We start from the raw sequence: 14,383 nt of genomic DNA, 5'->3' as shown, positions 1-14,383 counted from the left end.
GCGGTTTTTCCGGGGCGGCCGCAATGCCCGTCCTAGAGCGGTCTGCCAAGGCTGCAGGTAGAGTCGTGACATCTTTGTTACAAATTCGCCTTTGTAAATCGTTCGTAAAGATTGATTGCGACTGAATCTCAAATACTATCGCGCGCAGTTTCCATCTGGAGTGACTCTCGTGAGCGATAACCACAACAAGCGTGCACCTCTTCCCCAGCCCCGTCTGCTGGCTTCGGCCATCGGTCTGGCCCTGGCGTCCGGCTTCGCCGTGGCCCAGGACAGTACAGTGGAGCTGGACAGCGTCACCGTGCAGGGCCAGCAGGACCAGGGCTACAAGGTCGACAAGGCGTCCTCGCCGAAGCAGACCGCGGCGCTGCTGGACACGCCGCAGACGATCAACGTCATTCCCGAGGCGCTGTTTCGCGAGCAGAACGCGCGCACCCTCACCGAGGTGCTGAAGAACACCCCGGGGATCAGTTTCAACGCCGGCGAGAACGGCTTCTCCAGCGGCACCAACAACTTCAGCCTGCGCGGTTTCGACACCAGCGGCAGCATCTTCATCGACGGCGCCCGTGACAACGGCAGTTACACCCGCGACGTGTTCAACGTCGAGCAGGTGGAAGTGGCCAAGGGCCCGGCCGCCGACAACGGCCGCGGCGGCGCCGGCGGCTACGTCAACCTGGTGACCAAGACGCCGACCCTGGAAAGCTTCGTCGCCGGTGGCGCCAGCTTCGGCTTCGATCAGTACGATTCCGAGGCGCGCCGCCGCGCCACCCTGGATACCAACCAACTGATCCACGACAGCGCCGCCTTGCGCCTCAACCTGCTGGTGGAAGACAGCGGCGTGGCCGGTCGCGAGCACGCCGAGAAGAACAGCTGGGGCCTGGCGCCGTCGCTGGCCTTCGGCCTGAGCACCGACACCCGCGCGATCTTCGCCTACGAGCACGTGCAAATGAACGACCGCCCGGACTGGGGCGTTTCCGCCGCGTCGGTCAAGGGCATGAAGGGCGACACGCCCTACAACCCGGCGCTGTCCGGGGTCGACCGCGACGAGTTCTACGGCCTCAAGTCGGACTTCGACGACACCACCAGCGATGCGCTGCTGGTGCGTCTGGAGCACGACCTGTCCACCGGCATGACCCTGAGCAACCAGACCCGCTGGGCTCGCGTCGACCGCCAGGCGCGCTACACCGTGCCCTTCCAGTACCTGGGCGGCGACCAGCTGCGTACCGACACCCAGTTCTACGACCGGGTCAACACCAGTCTGAGCAACCTGACCAATCTCTCGGCGCAGTTCGCCACCGGCTCGATCAAGCACAACCTGGCCGCCGGCCTGGAACTGACCCGCGAGGAGTCCGAGGCCGGCACCTATGCCGAGGTCAACCCGGGCAACGTCAGTATCTTCGACCCGGACTGGGAGCGTGCCGGCCCGGCCGCCATGCGTGGCCAGCTGCGCGAGCGCAGCGACGTGAGCGTCGACACCGTGGCGCTGTACGTCTACGACACCCTGGAGTTCACCCCTCAGTGGCAACTGACCGGCGGCCTGCGCCTGGAACAGTACGACGTCGATATCAGCAGCCATAACGTGCAGACCGGTGCCGCGGTGGGCGCCGACGGCTTCGACGACCGCGAGTTCAGCATCGGCGGCAAACTCGGCCTGGTCTACAAGCCGGCGGAGAACGGCAGCCTGTATGCCGCCTACGGCGTGTCCACCCAGCCGCCCGGCTCCTACCTGTCCAACCCGGACATCTCGCGGGTCAACGGCCAGGCCTTCCCCGGCTTCGTCCCGGGCGCCGATCCGGTGCGCGCGCACAACTACGAAGTCGGTACCAAGTGGGACTTCTTCGACAAGCGCCTGTCCACCACCGCGGCGCTGTTCTACACGGTGAAGAAGGACGTGGCCATCACTGGGCGCGACGTCGGCGAGACCAGCGACAGCCTCAAGGGCTACGGCGAGCAGGTGGTCAAGGGCCTGGAGCTGGGCGCCTCGGGGCAGATCACCGAGGCCTGGAACGTCTACGGCGGCATCGTCTTCATGGACAGCGAGCGCAAGCACAGCGCCTACCTGGACGAGGTGCGCCGCCGCGCCAACGCCGGCGACTACGGCACTGCGCTGCGCACCGACGGCGACGAGCTGGCCTTCACCCCCAAGGTGTCGGGCAACCTGTGGACCACCTACCGCCTGCCGGTCGGCCTGACCCTGGGCCTGGGTGCGCAGCACGTCGGTTCGTCCTACCTGGGCCGCCCCGACGATGCCAGCCGCATCGTCGCCAACGGCCTGTACGGCAAGTTGCCGAGCTACACCACCTTCGCCGCCATGGCCAGCTACGAGGTCAACCAGAACCTCGATCTGCGCCTGAACGTCGACAACCTGACCGACGAGGAATACGCCGTCTCCAGCAACTGGAACGGTCGCCGCGTGCTGCTGGGCGACCCGCGTACCTTCACCCTGAGCACCAACTTCCGCTTCTAAGCGCAAGCCGGTGTCACAACGCCCCGACCGCGTCAGCGGCCGGGGCGTTTGCCTGTTATAGGGGCGAGCGCCAGGCAGCCTGGCGCATTGGCTGTCATAGTGGCCTCGCTCTCTTTAGAATTCTGCGCCAACGGCGAGTTGCCCCGGAGACCTCACCCATGCTGCTGCAAATCCCCGATCTGCTGAGCGCCGAGCAGCTGCGCCAGTGCCGTGCCGCGCTGCAGACCGCCAACTGGCAGGACGGTCGGCACAGCGCCGGGCATCAGGCGGTCGGCGTCAAGGCCAACCAGCAACTGGCCGAGGACGACCCGCTGGCCCAGCAACTGGCCGAGTTCGTCCTCGCCCAACTCGGCCAGAGCCCGCGTTTCATGGCCGCCGCACTGCCGCTCAAGGTGCTGCCGCCGCGCTTCAACCGTTACGCCGAGGGCGGCAGCTACGGCGCGCATATCGACAGCGCCGTGTTCAGCGTGCCGGGCACGCCGCACCGCATCCGCGCCGACCTGTCGGCCACCCTGTTCCTCAGCGAGCCGGACGAGTACGACGGCGGCGAACTGGTGCTGCAGGACCAGCGCATCAAGCTGCCCGCCGGCCATCTGCTGCTCTACTCCAGCGGCAGCCTGCACCGGGTCGAGCCGGTGACCCGCGGCGCGCGCCTGGCCGCCTTCTTCTGGGTGCAGAGCCTGGTGCGCGAGCAGTCGCAGCGCGACCTGCTGCTGGAGCTGGACGACAGCATCCAGGCGTTGCGCCGGCACCTGCCGGACAGCCCCGAGCTGCTGCGCCTGACCGGCGTCTACCACAACCTGCTGCGCCAGTGGTCGCAGACCTGAGCGCCCGACCCGTAGCCCGGATGCAATCCGGGGATAGCTGGTGCGCATTTCCCGGATGGCATCCGGGCGACCAACAACTCGCGGAGAGGCTCCCATGCCCTTGCCCAAACTGCAGCAGATACCCGCAGAAATCGCCGCGCTGGCCGACTACGAGCGCTTCGCCCGCGAGCGCCTGAGCGAGCAGGCCTGGGCCTACCTGGCCGGCGGCGCCGCCGACGAGCTGACCCTGGCCGACAACCGTGCCGCCTTCGACCGCCTACGCCTGCGCAGCCGCGTACTGCGCGACCTGAGCGGCGGCAACACGCGCCTGCGGCTGTTCGGCCAGGACTTCGACCACCCGATCTTCCTCGCCCCGGTGGCCTATCAGCAACTGGCCCACCCCGACGGCGAGCTGGCCAGCGTGCTGGCGGCCGGTGCGGTGGGCGCCGGTATGCTGGTCAGCACCCAGGCCAGCGTCGAACTGGAAACCATCGCCGCCGCGGCGCAGGCGCCGCTGTGGTTCCAGCTGTATCTCCAGCCCGATCGCGACTTCACCGCCGCGCTGGTGCGCCGCGCCGAGGCCGCCGGCTACCAGGCGCTGGTGCTGACCGTGGACGCGCCGGTCAGCGGCGTGCGCAACCGCGAGCAGCGCGCCGGTTTTGCCCTGCCGACCGGTGTCGAGGCGGTCAACCTGCGCGGCATGCGCCCGCTGCAGGCCCAGCCTGATCCAGATGCCCGCAGCCTGCTGCTCGGCGGCCCGCTATTGGCGGCGGCGCCGACCTGGGCCGATCTGGCCTGGCTGCGTGGGTTGACCCGCCTGCCGATCCTGCTCAAGGGCATCATGAGCGGCGCCGATGCCGAACAGGCGCTGGCGGCCGGTATGGACGGGCTGATCGTTTCCAACCACGGCGGGCGTAGCCTGGACGGCCTGCCGGCGACCATCGAGGCGCTGCCGGAAGTGGCCGCCGCGGTGCGGAAGCAAGTGCCGCTGCTGCTCGACGGCGGCATTCGCCGCGGCAGCGACGTGCTCAAGGCGCTGGCCCTGGGTGCCGATGCGGTGCTGGTGGGAAGGCCCTATGTGTTCGGCCTGGCGGCGGCCGGCGCGGTGGGCGTGGCCCATGTGCTGCAGATGCTGCGCGGCGAACTGGAAGTGGCCATGGCCCTGACCGGCTGCCGCGACCTGGCCGCCATCGGTGGCGAGACGATCTGGCGGCCGGCGTAGCGCGCGATCAGCTCAGCTGCAGGGTCAGCGCGGCCAGCACGGCGTAGCGCGAGGCCTTGGCCAGGCTGACGAGGGCGAGGAACACCCACAGGCGTTCGCGCATCACCCCGGCGACCAGGGTCAGCGGGTCGCCGATCAGCGGCAGCCAGCTCAGCAGCAGCGACCAGCGCCCATGACGGGCGTACCAGGCCTGCGCCTGCTGCAGGCGCGCCGGGCTGACCGGGAACCAGCGGCGTTCGCGGTAGCGCTCGAGGGAGCGGCCGAGCAGCCAGTTGACCCAGGAGCCCAGCACGTTGCCGCAGGTGGCCACCAGCAGCAGGGCCCAGAGGGCGTGTTCGCCGTGCAGCAGCAGGCCCACCAGCACGGCTTCCGACTGCAGCGGCAGCAGGGTGGCGGCGCCGAAGGCGGAGAGAAACAGCGCCGGGTAGGCGGACAGGCTCAGCATCGTGGCGTTGCGCCGACCGGGCGGCCGGCGCGGGCGGGACTCAGGACTGCGGCTCCTGGCCCTGGTGGGCCATGATCTCTTCCAGGCTCAGGCCGGTGAGGCCGTGGATGGTCTTCCACAGGTAGTAGAAGATCGCCATCAGCATGATCATCGAGGGGATGGCGATCATCGGGTAGCTGAGCAGGGTCATGCGACCCAGCTCGTCGTTGAACGCCTCGGTGCCGGCCGGGCTGACCACTATCCACTTGGCCAGCACGTAGTTCATCGACGAGGAGAAGAAGAAGGTGCCGCTGAGCCAGTAGGTGGCGCGCATCAGCCGCGTCTCGAAGTGCTCGAGGTGGCCGCCCTGTTCCAGGCGCTGGTGGATCTTGTCGACGTTGAGCACCGACTTGTTGAACAGCAGGGTGCGGATCAGCGGGTAGCGGGTGCGGGTCGAGACCAGCACGGCGATGCCGATCAGCCCGGGGATCGCCGCTTCCTTGACCGCCAGCCACTGGGTGTCGAGGTGCAGCAGGCCGATGCCGCCGGTCAGCGCCACGCTGATCAGGCCGAGCAGGGCGATGAAGTTGAACTTGCGGTACTTGATCAGCTCGAACGCGCCCCAGCCCAGCGGGAAGGCCAGCGCCAGCAGCAACGCGCCGTCGGCGCCGAGGCGCTCCTCGCCGCTGAGCTTCATCAGGATGAACGAGGGAATCAGGATGCTGATGGCCAGGTCGATCAGCGGGCGGGGCTTGTGCGTCGGGGTGCGGCTGTCGGTGGTAGCGGTCATAACGTCTGGAGTCTGCGTAGGAGGCCCGATGATCGCCTGCCCGGCGCGCCAGGGCTAGCCCGACCGTCGGTTGGAATGTGAAAAAGTATGAGCCGACAGCTGGGCGACAGGCGGGAGAGGGCGAGTAGGCGATGCTAAAGTGATGGCAGGGGTTGGGAGAGCGCCATGCCAAGAGCCTTCGCCTTCTGCTGTGTGCTGCTGAGCGCCGCCGCGTCGTTGCCGGGCGCGGCTTGGGCGCGCGACTGCATCGGCATGGTGCCGGCCGGCAGCACCGCGTTCTGGACCGAGATGGAGGCCGGCGCGCGCCAGGCCGCCGAGGAACTCGAGCTGGACCTGTACGTGCGCGGCCCGACCCACGAGGGCAGTGCCGAGGTGCAGCTGCAGCTGATCGAGCGGGTGCTGGCCAAGGGCTGCAAGGCGCTGGTGATCGCCCCGGCCGGCGCCGCCATCGCCGCGCGGGTCGCCGCGTTGCGCACCGCCGGCATCGCCACGGTATACGTCGATCGCGACATCGCCGGCGAGGACGCCTATGCCCTGGTGGCCACCGACAATTTCCTCGCCGGGCAACTGGCCGGGCAGCGCCTGGCCGAGCTGCTCGGCGGTCGCGGCCGGGTGGCGCTGCTGCGCCTGCGCCAGGGCCTGCAATCGACCGGCGAGCGCGAGCGCGGTTTCCTCCTGGCGGCGGAGGCGGCCGGCCTGCAGGTGGTGTTCGCCGAGTACCTGGGCGACGACCGCCAGGCCATCGCCGAGGCCCTGCGCGAACGCCTGCCGCGGCTCGACGGCCTGTTCACCCCCAACGGCACCAGCACCCGCGCGACGCTGGCGGCGCTGCGCCAGCTGGGCCGGGTCGGCCAGCTGCCGCATGTGGGTTTCGACGGCGGCGCGCTGCTGCTCGACGCCCTGCGCCAGGGGCAGATCCACGCCTTGCTGCTGCAGCAGCCGCAGGCCATGGGCTATCGCGCGGTGCGCCTGGCGCAGCAGGCGCTGCGCGGCGAGCCGGCGGCGTCGCGCCTGCAGCTGCTGCTCGAGCCGCGCGTGCTGACGGCGGCGGAGCTGGTCGACGACGCTGCCGCCGAGCAGCCTTGGTGATGCGCCGGGTGGGAGTTTATCATCGCGCGCCTGGCCGCTCCGAATCCTGCCGTGGGGCGCGCCGCAGCCGGTGGCCGCCGATGATCCTGAAATGCACAGCCTGTGTCCTGTTGTTGCTCTGCAGCCTGGCCGCCTCCCTGGCCGCCGCCGAGCTGCGCCTGTACACCGAGGACTACCGGCCGTTCAGCTACCTCGAGGACGGCCGGCCGAGCGGCATGGCGGTGGCGGTGGTCGAGGAGCTGATCCGCCGCACCGGCGAGTCGGCGCGCATCGAGCTGGTGCCCTGGACGCGCGGTTACCACCAGGTTCGCCGGCTGCCCGATACGGCGCTGTTCTCCACCGTGCGCACGGCGCAGCGCGAGGCGCTGTTCCACTGGGTCGGCCCCATCGCCCGCGGCCATACGCGCTTCTACAGCCTAAAGGCGGACGGCCTGCGCGTCGCCGACCTGGACGCCGTGCGCCGCCTCGGTCCCCTGGCCGTGCCCAAGCAGTGGTACTCCTACGAGCTGCTGGCCGAGCTGGGCCTGGACAACCTCTACGGCGTGCCGACGCCGCAGGACATGCTGCGCATGTTCCGCCACGGCCGGGTCAAGCTGCTGCTCGCCAACAGCCTGACCCTCGACGGCATGCTGGCCGAACAGGGCATGCAGGCCGAGCAGCTGCAGGCGCAGTTCGACCTGATGCCCAACGATTCCTACATCGCCTTCTCCCGCCAGACCGATGCGCGGCGCGTGGCGCGCTGGCAGCAGGCGCTGCTGGAGATGCGCCGCGACGGCAGCCTGGAGCGCATCTACCGGCACTGGTTGCCCCGGGTCGATGCCGAGACCCTGGCCGAGCTGCTGCGCAGCGACTGAACGCGTACTCCGGGCGGCCGGCATGGAGCCCCGGCGACTGCTAGGCTGCAGGCATAAGGGGAGGATCGATGCTGCGTACCGCGTTCGCCGCTCTGCTGCTGTGCTGGCTGGCCCTGCCGGGCGCGCCGGCCGCGGCCGAGTTGCGCCTGCTCACCGAAGACGCGCCGCCGATGAGCTTTCAGCATGAGGGCGAGTTGCGCGGCCTGGCGGTGGAGGTGGTGCGCGCGCTGATCGAGCGTACCGGCGACGCCGCACGGATCGAGTTGCTGCCCTGGACCCGCGCCTTCCACCTGGCCCAGCATCAGGCCGATACCGCGCTGTTCGCCACGGTGCGCACGCCCGAGCGCGAAGGCAAGTTCCAGTGGGTCGGGCCGCTGGTGGTGGGCACCACCAGCTTCTACTCGCTGAAGTCCCGCGGCCTGACCATCGACACCCTGGAGCAGGCCGCCGCCAGCGGGCCGCTGGCCCTGCCCAAGCAGTGGTACACCTTCGAGACGCTCAGCGCCCACGGCTTCGCCAACCTCTACGGGGTGCCCAGCTCGAAGCAGATGGTGACCATGCTCAAGCATGGCCGGGTGCGCCTGATCGCCACCGAGGATCTGACCCTGGCCGGCGAGCTGGCCAGCGCCGGGCTGAGCCCGAGCGAGGTGACGGCGCATGTGCCGTTCATGCGCTCGGCCTACTACATCGCCTTCTCCCCGGCCACCGCGCAGGCCCGCGTGGCGCGCTGGCAGCAGGCCCTGCAGCGGATGCACGAGGACGGCAGCCTGGCCGCGATCCTGCAGCGCTGGCTGCCGCAGGCGCAGTTGCCGCAGCTCGCCGAGTGACGCCGCGCGGCCCGCGGCGGCGCAGGTCGGTGTCCTGCGCCCCGGTTCGCCGCGTCTACCCGGGTAAGCCTACAGCGAACCCGCGATTCACCTGACTGGAATACGCACCATGCCCATCCTGCAACGCGCCTCCCACCACCAACTGCGCAGCGCCTTCCGCGCGCTGCTGGCCTCAGACCGCTGCTACCACAGCGCCTCGGTGTTCGACCCGATGTCCGCGCGGATCGCCGCCGACCTGGATTTCGAGGTCGGCATCCTCGGCGGCTCGGTGGCCTCGCTGCAGGTGCTGGGTGCGCCGGACTTCGCCCTGATCAGCCTGAGCGAATTCGTCGAGCAGGCCACGCGCATCGGCCGGGTCGCGCGTCTGCCGGTGATCGCCGACGCCGACCACGGCTACGGCAACGCGCTCAACGTGATGCGCACGGTGGTCGAACTGGAGCGTGCCGGGGTGGCCGCGTTGACCATCGAGGACACCCTGCTGCCGGCGCAGTTCGGCCGCAAGTCCACCGACCTGATCTCGGTCGAGGAGGGCGTCGGCAAGATCCGCGCGGCGCTGGAGGCACGCATCGACCCGGATCTGGCGATCATCGCCCGCAGCCACGCCGGGGTGCTCGAGATCGACGAGGTGATCCGCCGCACCCGCGCCTACCAGGCCGCCGGCGCCGACGCCATCTGCCTGGTCGGGGTCAAGGATTTCGCCCACCTGGAGCGGATCGCCGAGAACTTGAGCGTGCCGCTGATGCTGGTCACCTACGGCAACCCGCAGCTGCGCGACAACGCCCGCCTGGCACGGCTCGGCGTGCGCATCCTGGTCAACGGCCACGGCGCCTACTTCGCCGCGATCAAGGCGACCTACGACTGCCTGCGCGAGCAGCGCGGCATCGAGCCGGGCGATCTCAACGCCACCGAGCTGACCCACAAGTACAGCCTGCCCGAGGACTATATCGTCTGGGCCCGCGAGTTTATGGAGGTCAAGGAGTAGGGCGACCGCGTGCTCTTGAGATTCGCCCGCAGACGGCGCATATCTACCGGGGCACACAACGGAGGGCGAGGCCGATGGCCGGTGGCTGGGCAAATGATGGCGCGGTACAGGACCAGATCGACAGCAGTATCGAGGACGCCGTGGCGCGTGCTCGCAGCCAGCTGCCGAAAGGCGAGAGCCGGCGCCACTGCGAGGAATGCGACGCGGCGATTCCCGAGGCGCGGCGCCAGGCCATCCCCGGCGTGCGCCTGTGCGTGGCCTGCCAGGCCGAGCACGACCGCGAGCAGGCCGCCTATAGCGGCTACAACCGGCGCGGCAGCAAGGACAGTCAGCTGCGCTGATCAGGGCGTGACGGAGTAGCCGCGCCCGCTCATGCAATTGATATAGGCCTGCTGCGCGTTGTCGCCGGCGCTGTCGTTGCGACGGTTTTCGCGGCGCTCCTGGCGCTGCCTGGAGCCTCCCACGGCCATGCCGACGGCCGCCGCGTCGCGCGCCTGATTCTGCCGGTACTCCTGCTTGATATCGTCGTCCACCCGGTCGTAGACCTCGTCGTGGCGATTGCCGCGAATCTGCGCCGCCGTGGCACCCACCGCGGCACCCTTGGCCGCGCCGCGCAGGCGTTCGCCACCGACGCTGTTGTCCTGCGTTTGGCTACCGCCGGCCTGGGCCTGGCAGCTGGAGATATCGGCTTGAATCTGCTCCGGGCTTTGCCCCTGCAGAGGCGTCAGCGTTTCCGCTTGGGCGAGGGGTAGGGCGAGCAGCAACAGGCCGCCGAGTAGGCGGCAAGACGGCGAGGGCGGGCGCATGAGATCGATCTCCCATCGGAGGGATGGATTCTCACTATAGCCCCGCCATGGGCGGCCGCCGGTGCCCGCTCGGTTTTGCCGACGGGCGCTCGATGGACGGTCTGGGCGGACGCGTGGTGCCTCTGGGCAAAGCGGCGAATGCTCGCTAAAGTTAGTAGCCTGCTAACTATTCGTTTGGTTTGTTTCGTGCCGACTTCCCACCGCCCGGGCCTGGGCATCCTGCTGATCCTCGCCGCCGGCCTGTTGCTGGCCAGCCACGACGCCCTGTCGAAGTCCCTGACCCAGCTCTACCCGGTGCTGCTGGTGGTGTGGGCGCGCTACCTGGCGCAGACCCTGCTGATGGCGGCGCTGTTCGCCCCGCGCCTGGGCTGGAACCTGGTGCGTACCCGGCGGCCCTGGCTGCAGCTGACGCGCGGCCTGAGCCTGGTGGCGATCAGCCTGCTGTTCTTCAGCGCGCTGCGCTACATCCCGCTGGGCGAGGCGACGGCGGTGATCTTCCTGGCGCCGCTGGTGGTGATCCTGCTGTCGGCCTTCGTGCTCAAGGAGCAGATCGGCGCCGCGGTGTGGCTGGCGGTGGGTTGTGGCCTGCTCGGCGTGCTGATCATCGTGCGTCCGGGCGGCGCGCTGTTCACCCCGGCGATCCTGCTGCCGTTCGCGGCGGCGCTGTGTTTCGGCCTCTACCAGTTGCTCACCCGACGGCTCAGCGCCACCGACCATCCGGCCACCAGCAACTTCCTCACCAGCCTGCTCGGCGCGCTGCTGACGAGCCTGGCGCTGCCCTGGGTCTGGCAACTGCCGGACTGGCATCACGGCCTGCTGATGGCGGCACTCGGCGCCCTGGCGATGACCGGGCATATGCTGCTGACCCACGCCTACCGCTTCGCCAGCGCGGCCAACCTGGCGCCCTTCACCTACGGCCAGATCGTCATCGCCACCCTGCTGGGCATGGTCTTCTTCGCCCACACCCCGGACGCCGGCGGCATCGCCGGCATGGCCATCATCATCCTCAGCGGCCTGTGTCTGGCCTGGAGCCAACGAAGCACCCGGTAGGTTGGGTTGAGGAGCTTGCGACGAAGCCCAACGGAGGGGATGAGACCGTCGGGCGGAGCATGACGTGCTCCTGACAGGGTTCGAGACGAGGTCGGAGCGCATCCTGTAGGTTGGGTTGAGGAGCTTGCGACGAAGCCCAACAGGGGGATGAGACCGTCGGGCGGAGCACTGCGTGCTCCCTGTTGGGCTTCGCTGCGCTCAGCGCCAACCTACGCTCAGCGCCAACCCACCTCGGCGCTAACCTACGGCTTGTCACCGATCCGGGTAGGTTGGGTTGAGGAGCTTGCGACGAAGCCCAACGGGGGGGAGACCGTCGGGCGGAGCACTGCGTGCTCCCTGTTGGGCTTCGCTGCGCTCAGCGCCAACCTACGCTCAGCACCAACCTACCTCAGCACCAACCCTGCTCGGCACCAACCTGTGTTCGGCGGCAGGCGGCGTTTTTGGCAGTTCAGGTGTCGCCTCCGGCCCAGTCGATGGGGAGCAGGCCCTGGGCGATATGCCGGTGAATGGAGGAGAACGGCCATTCTGCGGGGCATCGGGCGCGGCCGTGCTTGACCGGATTGAAGTGGATGTAATCGATATGCCGTTGCAGGTCGTCGGCATCGCGGATGCAGTGTTCCCAGTAACGTCGCTGCCAGATGCCGCGTTCGCGTTTGAGGTGGCGCGACAGGGAAACAGGCTCGCCGTCGTCGAGGGCTCGGGAGAAGCCGGATTTGATCAGGGCCCACCGGGTCGGGTAAGCGCAGTCCCCCTGCGGCAGCTGCCAGATGCAGTGCAGGTGCTCCGGAAGTACCACGATGGCCGGGATGCGAAAGGGATGGCGCTGATGCACCGCGCGGAATGCCGCGCGCAGGGCGTCGATATGACGGGTTAGCAGGTCTTGCGAGCGATCGGCCAACGTGACCGTGAAGAAGTAGGTGCCGCCCGCCACCTGGGCGCGTCGATAACGCATGTTCACCGTCCTTGGTGTGGTTGTCGTCCGCGTCAGTGTAGTTGCGTTGTCGGGGGGCGGAGTGCACCCGGTAGGTTGGGTTGAGGAGCTTGCGACGAAGCCCAACGGGGGGTGAGACCGTCGGGCGGAGCACTGCGTGCTCCTGACAGGGTTCGAGACGAGGTTGGGGGCATTCGGTAGGTTGGGTTGAGGAGCTTGCGACGAAGCCCAACAGGGGGGTGAGACCGTCGGGCGGAGCACTGCGTGCTCCCTGTTGGGCTTCGCTGCGCTCAGCGCCAACCTACCTCAGCGCCAACCTACGCCATGTCACCAATCTGGGTAGGTTGGGTTGAGGAGCCTGCGACGAAGCCCAACGGAGGTCAGACCGTCGGGCGCTTCAGAACAGAAAATAGCGCTGCGCCATCGGCAGCACCTCGGCCGGCTCGCACCAGAGCAGCTGGCCGTCGGCCCTGACCTGATAATTCTGCGGATCGACCTCGATATTCGGCAGGTAGCCGTTGTGGATCAGGTCGGTCTTGCGCACCTCGCGGCAGCCCTTGACCACACCGATCCGCTTCTGCAGCCCAAGCTGTTCGGGCACGCCGGCGTCGAACGCCGCCTGGCTGATAAAGGTGATGCTGGTGGCATGGCGGCTGCCGGCGTAGCTTCCGAACATCGGCCGGTAGTGCACCGGCTGCGGCGTCGGGATCGAGGCGTTGGCGTCGCCCATCAGGCTGGCGGCAATCGCCCCGCCCTTGAGGATCAGCGTCGGCTTGACGCCGAAGAAGGCCGGGCGCCAGAGCACCAGGTCGGCCCACTTGCCCACTTCGATGGAGCCCACCTCATGGCTGATGCCATGGGTGATGGCCGGGTTGATGCTGTACTTGGCGATGTAGCGCTTGGCGCGGAAGTTGTCGTTGCCGGGTACGTCTTCGGGCAGCGGGCCGCGCTGCTGCTTCATCTTGTCGGCGGTCTGCCAGGTGCGCGTGATCACCTCGCCGACGCGGCCCATGGCCTGGCTGTCGGAACTGATCATGGAAAAGGCGCCGAGGTCGTGGAGGATGTCCTCGGCGGCGATGGTTTCGCGGCGGATGCGGCTCTCGGCGAAGGCCACGTCCTCGGCGATGCTTGGGTCGAGGTGGTGGCAGACCATCAGCATGTCCAGGTGCTCGTCGATGGTGTTCTTGGTGAACGGCCGGGTCGGGTTGGTCGAGGACGGCAGCACATTCGGCAAGCCGCAGGCCTTGATGATATCCGGCGCATGGCCGCCGCCGGCGCCTTCGGTGTGATAGGTGTGGATGGTGCGGCCCTTGAAGGCGGCGAGGGTGGTTTCGACGAAGCCGGACTCGTTGAGGGTGTCGGTGTGGATCGCCACCTGCACGTCGTATTGGTCGGCGACCGACAGGCAATTGTCGATGGCCGCCGGGGTGGTGCCCCAGTCCTCGTGCAGCTTCAGCCCGATGGCACCGGCCTTCACCTGTTCGATCAAGGGTTCCGGCAGCGAGGCATTGCCCTTGCCGGTAAAGCCCAGGTTCATAGGGAAGGCGTCGGCGGCCTGCAGCATGCGCGCCATATGCCAGGGGCCGGAAGTGCAGGTGGTGGCGTTGGTGCCGGTGGCAGGTCCCGTGCCGCCGCCGATCATGGTGGTGACGCCGCTCATCAGCGCCTCTTCGATCTGCTGCGGGCAGATAAAGTGGATATGGGTGTCTATCCCTCCCGCCGTAAGGATCATGCCTTCGCCGGCGATCACCTCGGTGCCGGCGCCGATGGCGATGGTCACGTCGGGCTGGATATCCGGGTTGCCGGCCTTGCCGATGGCGTGGATGCGCCCGTCCTTGAGGCCGACGTCGGCCTTGACGATGCCCCAGTGGTCGAGGATCAGCGCGTTGGTGATCAGGGTGTCGACCACATCTTTCGCGCACAGCTGGCCCTGGCCCATGCCGTCGCGGATCACCTTGCCGCCGCCGAATTTCACTTCTTCGCCGTAGCTGGTGAAGTCCTGTTCCACTTCGATCCACAGGTCGGTGTCGGCCAGGCGCACCTTGTCGCCGACGGTGGGGCCGAACATGTCGGCGTAGGCTTGTCTGCTGATCTTCATTGGTTCGTCCCGTAGGGTGCGCCGTGCGCACCACTGCTAT

General features: G+C 68.5%; 14 protein-coding genes. 9 read left to right on the top strand and 5 right to left on the bottom strand.

The genetic code is table 11. The annotated features are described in order from the left end of the window. Positions 1 to 169 precede the first annotated feature (169 nt). The 3 genes from ACIGKL_RS09920 (at position 170) to ACIGKL_RS09910 (ending at position 4,492) form a co-directional block, all read left to right on the top strand. On the top strand, positions 170 to 2,464 hold the full coding sequence (locus ACIGKL_RS09920) for a TonB-dependent receptor (protein WP_397486490.1): 2,295 nt from the start codon (positions 170 to 172) through the stop codon (positions 2,462 to 2,464). 158 nt (positions 2,465 to 2,622) lie between these two features. After that, positions 2,623 to 3,291 carry a Fe2+-dependent dioxygenase gene (locus ACIGKL_RS09915; protein ID WP_397486489.1) on the top strand — a complete coding sequence of 223 codons (669 nt, stop codon included), beginning with the start codon at positions 2,623 to 2,625 and terminating at the stop codon, positions 3,289 to 3,291. A 94-nt stretch (positions 3,292 to 3,385) separates the two neighbouring features. Beyond that, positions 3,386 to 4,492, top strand: a complete 1,107-nt coding sequence (locus tag ACIGKL_RS09910; RefSeq protein ID WP_397486488.1) for an alpha-hydroxy acid oxidase — start codon at positions 3,386 to 3,388, stop codon at positions 4,490 to 4,492. A gap of 7 nt (positions 4,493 to 4,499) precedes the next feature. Here ACIGKL_RS09910 and ACIGKL_RS09905 read toward each other — a convergent pair whose 3' ends face one another. Beyond that, positions 4,500 to 4,937, bottom strand: coding sequence for a YqaA family protein (locus ACIGKL_RS09905; protein WP_397486487.1), 438 nt, complete (start codon positions 4,935 to 4,937; stop codon positions 4,500 to 4,502). A gap of 40 nt (positions 4,938 to 4,977) precedes the next feature. After that, positions 4,978 to 5,706: a VC0807 family protein gene (locus ACIGKL_RS09900; RefSeq protein ID WP_397486486.1), complete on the bottom strand. Its 729-nt coding sequence runs from the start codon at positions 5,704 to 5,706 to the stop codon at positions 4,978 to 4,980. A gap of 165 nt (positions 5,707 to 5,871) precedes the next feature. Here ACIGKL_RS09900 and ACIGKL_RS09895 point away from each other — a divergent pair, with 165 nt between their 5' ends. From ACIGKL_RS09895 to ACIGKL_RS09875, 5 genes are all read left to right on the top strand, one after another. After that, on the top strand, positions 5,872 to 6,795 hold the full coding sequence (locus ACIGKL_RS09895) for a substrate-binding domain-containing protein (protein WP_397486485.1): 924 nt from the start codon (positions 5,872 to 5,874) through the stop codon (positions 6,793 to 6,795). An 80-nt stretch (positions 6,796 to 6,875) separates the two neighbouring features. Beyond that, a complete protein-coding gene (locus ACIGKL_RS09890; protein WP_397486484.1) occupies positions 6,876 to 7,649 on the top strand; it encodes a substrate-binding periplasmic protein in 774 nt (257 codons plus the stop codon). 68 nt (positions 7,650 to 7,717) lie between these two features. Continuing rightward, positions 7,718 to 8,476, top strand: a complete 759-nt coding sequence (locus ACIGKL_RS09885) for a substrate-binding periplasmic protein (protein ID WP_397486483.1) — start codon at positions 7,718 to 7,720, stop codon at positions 8,474 to 8,476. A 118-nt stretch (positions 8,477 to 8,594) separates the two neighbouring features. Next, on the top strand, positions 8,595 to 9,458 hold the full coding sequence (locus tag ACIGKL_RS09880; RefSeq protein ID WP_397486856.1) for an oxaloacetate decarboxylase: 864 nt from the start codon (positions 8,595 to 8,597) through the stop codon (positions 9,456 to 9,458). Positions 9,459 to 9,532: 74 nt separating this feature from the next. After that, positions 9,533 to 9,799 (top strand): DksA/TraR family C4-type zinc finger protein, encoded by a 267-nt coding sequence (locus tag ACIGKL_RS09875; protein ID WP_397486482.1) that lies wholly within the window; start codon positions 9,533 to 9,535, stop codon positions 9,797 to 9,799. Here ACIGKL_RS09875 and ACIGKL_RS09870 read toward each other — a convergent pair whose 3' ends face one another. Further along, entirely contained in the window at positions 9,800 to 10,264 is a 465-nt protein-coding gene (locus tag ACIGKL_RS09870; protein WP_397486481.1) for a hypothetical protein, read from the bottom strand. 186 nt (positions 10,265 to 10,450) lie between these two features. On the opposite strand from ACIGKL_RS09870, the gene ACIGKL_RS09865 reads away from it, so the two are divergent. Continuing rightward, positions 10,451 to 11,314, top strand: a complete 864-nt coding sequence (locus ACIGKL_RS09865) for a DMT family transporter (protein ID WP_397486480.1) — start codon at positions 10,451 to 10,453, stop codon at positions 11,312 to 11,314. A 448-nt stretch (positions 11,315 to 11,762) separates the two neighbouring features. Here the strand turns inward: ACIGKL_RS09865 and ACIGKL_RS09860 are convergent, their stop codons facing one another. Together ACIGKL_RS09860 and ureC are read right to left on the bottom strand one after the other, a co-directional pair. Next, entirely contained in the window at positions 11,763 to 12,266 is a 504-nt protein-coding gene (locus ACIGKL_RS09860; protein ID WP_397486479.1) for an REP-associated tyrosine transposase, read from the bottom strand. A 376-nt stretch (positions 12,267 to 12,642) separates the two neighbouring features. Beyond that, complete coding sequence (gene ureC / locus ACIGKL_RS09855) at positions 12,643 to 14,343, bottom strand: urease subunit alpha (RefSeq protein ID WP_397486478.1); 1,701 nt, start codon at positions 14,341 to 14,343, stop codon at positions 12,643 to 12,645. Positions 14,344 to 14,383 lie beyond the last annotated feature (40 nt).

Origin of the sequence: Pseudomonas sp. NPDC077186 (assembly GCF_044543505.1) — a bacterium.
GTDB lineage: Bacteria > Pseudomonadota > Gammaproteobacteria > Pseudomonadales > Pseudomonadaceae > Aquipseudomonas.
This window is presented reverse-complemented; position numbering and strand designations above follow the sequence as displayed.

Excerpts from the sequence above, each read along its gene's own strand:
- ACIGKL_RS09910 (WP_397486488.1), top strand. The coding sequence starts at position 3,386 with ATGCCCTTGCCCAAACTGCAGCAGATACCCGCAGAAATCGCCGCGCTG.
- ACIGKL_RS09885 (WP_397486483.1), top strand. The coding sequence starts at position 7,718 with ATGCTGCGTACCGCGTTCGCCGCTCTGCTGCTGTGCTGGCTGGCCCTG.
- ACIGKL_RS09860 (WP_397486479.1), bottom strand. The coding sequence starts at position 12,266 with ATGCGTTATCGACGCGCCCAGGTGGCGGGCGGCACCTACTTCTTCACG.
- ACIGKL_RS09870 (WP_397486481.1), bottom strand. The coding sequence starts at position 10,264 with ATGCGCCCGCCCTCGCCGTCTTGCCGCCTACTCGGCGGCCTGTTGCTG.
- ACIGKL_RS09875 (WP_397486482.1), top strand. The coding sequence starts at position 9,533 with ATGGCCGGTGGCTGGGCAAATGATGGCGCGGTACAGGACCAGATCGAC.
- ACIGKL_RS09895 (WP_397486485.1), top strand. The coding sequence starts at position 5,872 with ATGCCAAGAGCCTTCGCCTTCTGCTGTGTGCTGCTGAGCGCCGCCGCG.
- ACIGKL_RS09915 (WP_397486489.1), top strand. The coding sequence starts at position 2,623 with ATGCTGCTGCAAATCCCCGATCTGCTGAGCGCCGAGCAGCTGCGCCAG.
- ACIGKL_RS09905 (WP_397486487.1), bottom strand. The coding sequence starts at position 4,937 with ATGCTGAGCCTGTCCGCCTACCCGGCGCTGTTTCTCTCCGCCTTCGGC.
- ACIGKL_RS09900 (WP_397486486.1), bottom strand. The coding sequence starts at position 5,706 with ATGACCGCTACCACCGACAGCCGCACCCCGACGCACAAGCCCCGCCCG.
- ureC (WP_397486478.1), bottom strand. The coding sequence starts at position 14,343 with ATGAAGATCAGCAGACAAGCCTACGCCGACATGTTCGGCCCCACCGTC.
- ACIGKL_RS09890 (WP_397486484.1), top strand. The coding sequence starts at position 6,876 with ATGATCCTGAAATGCACAGCCTGTGTCCTGTTGTTGCTCTGCAGCCTG.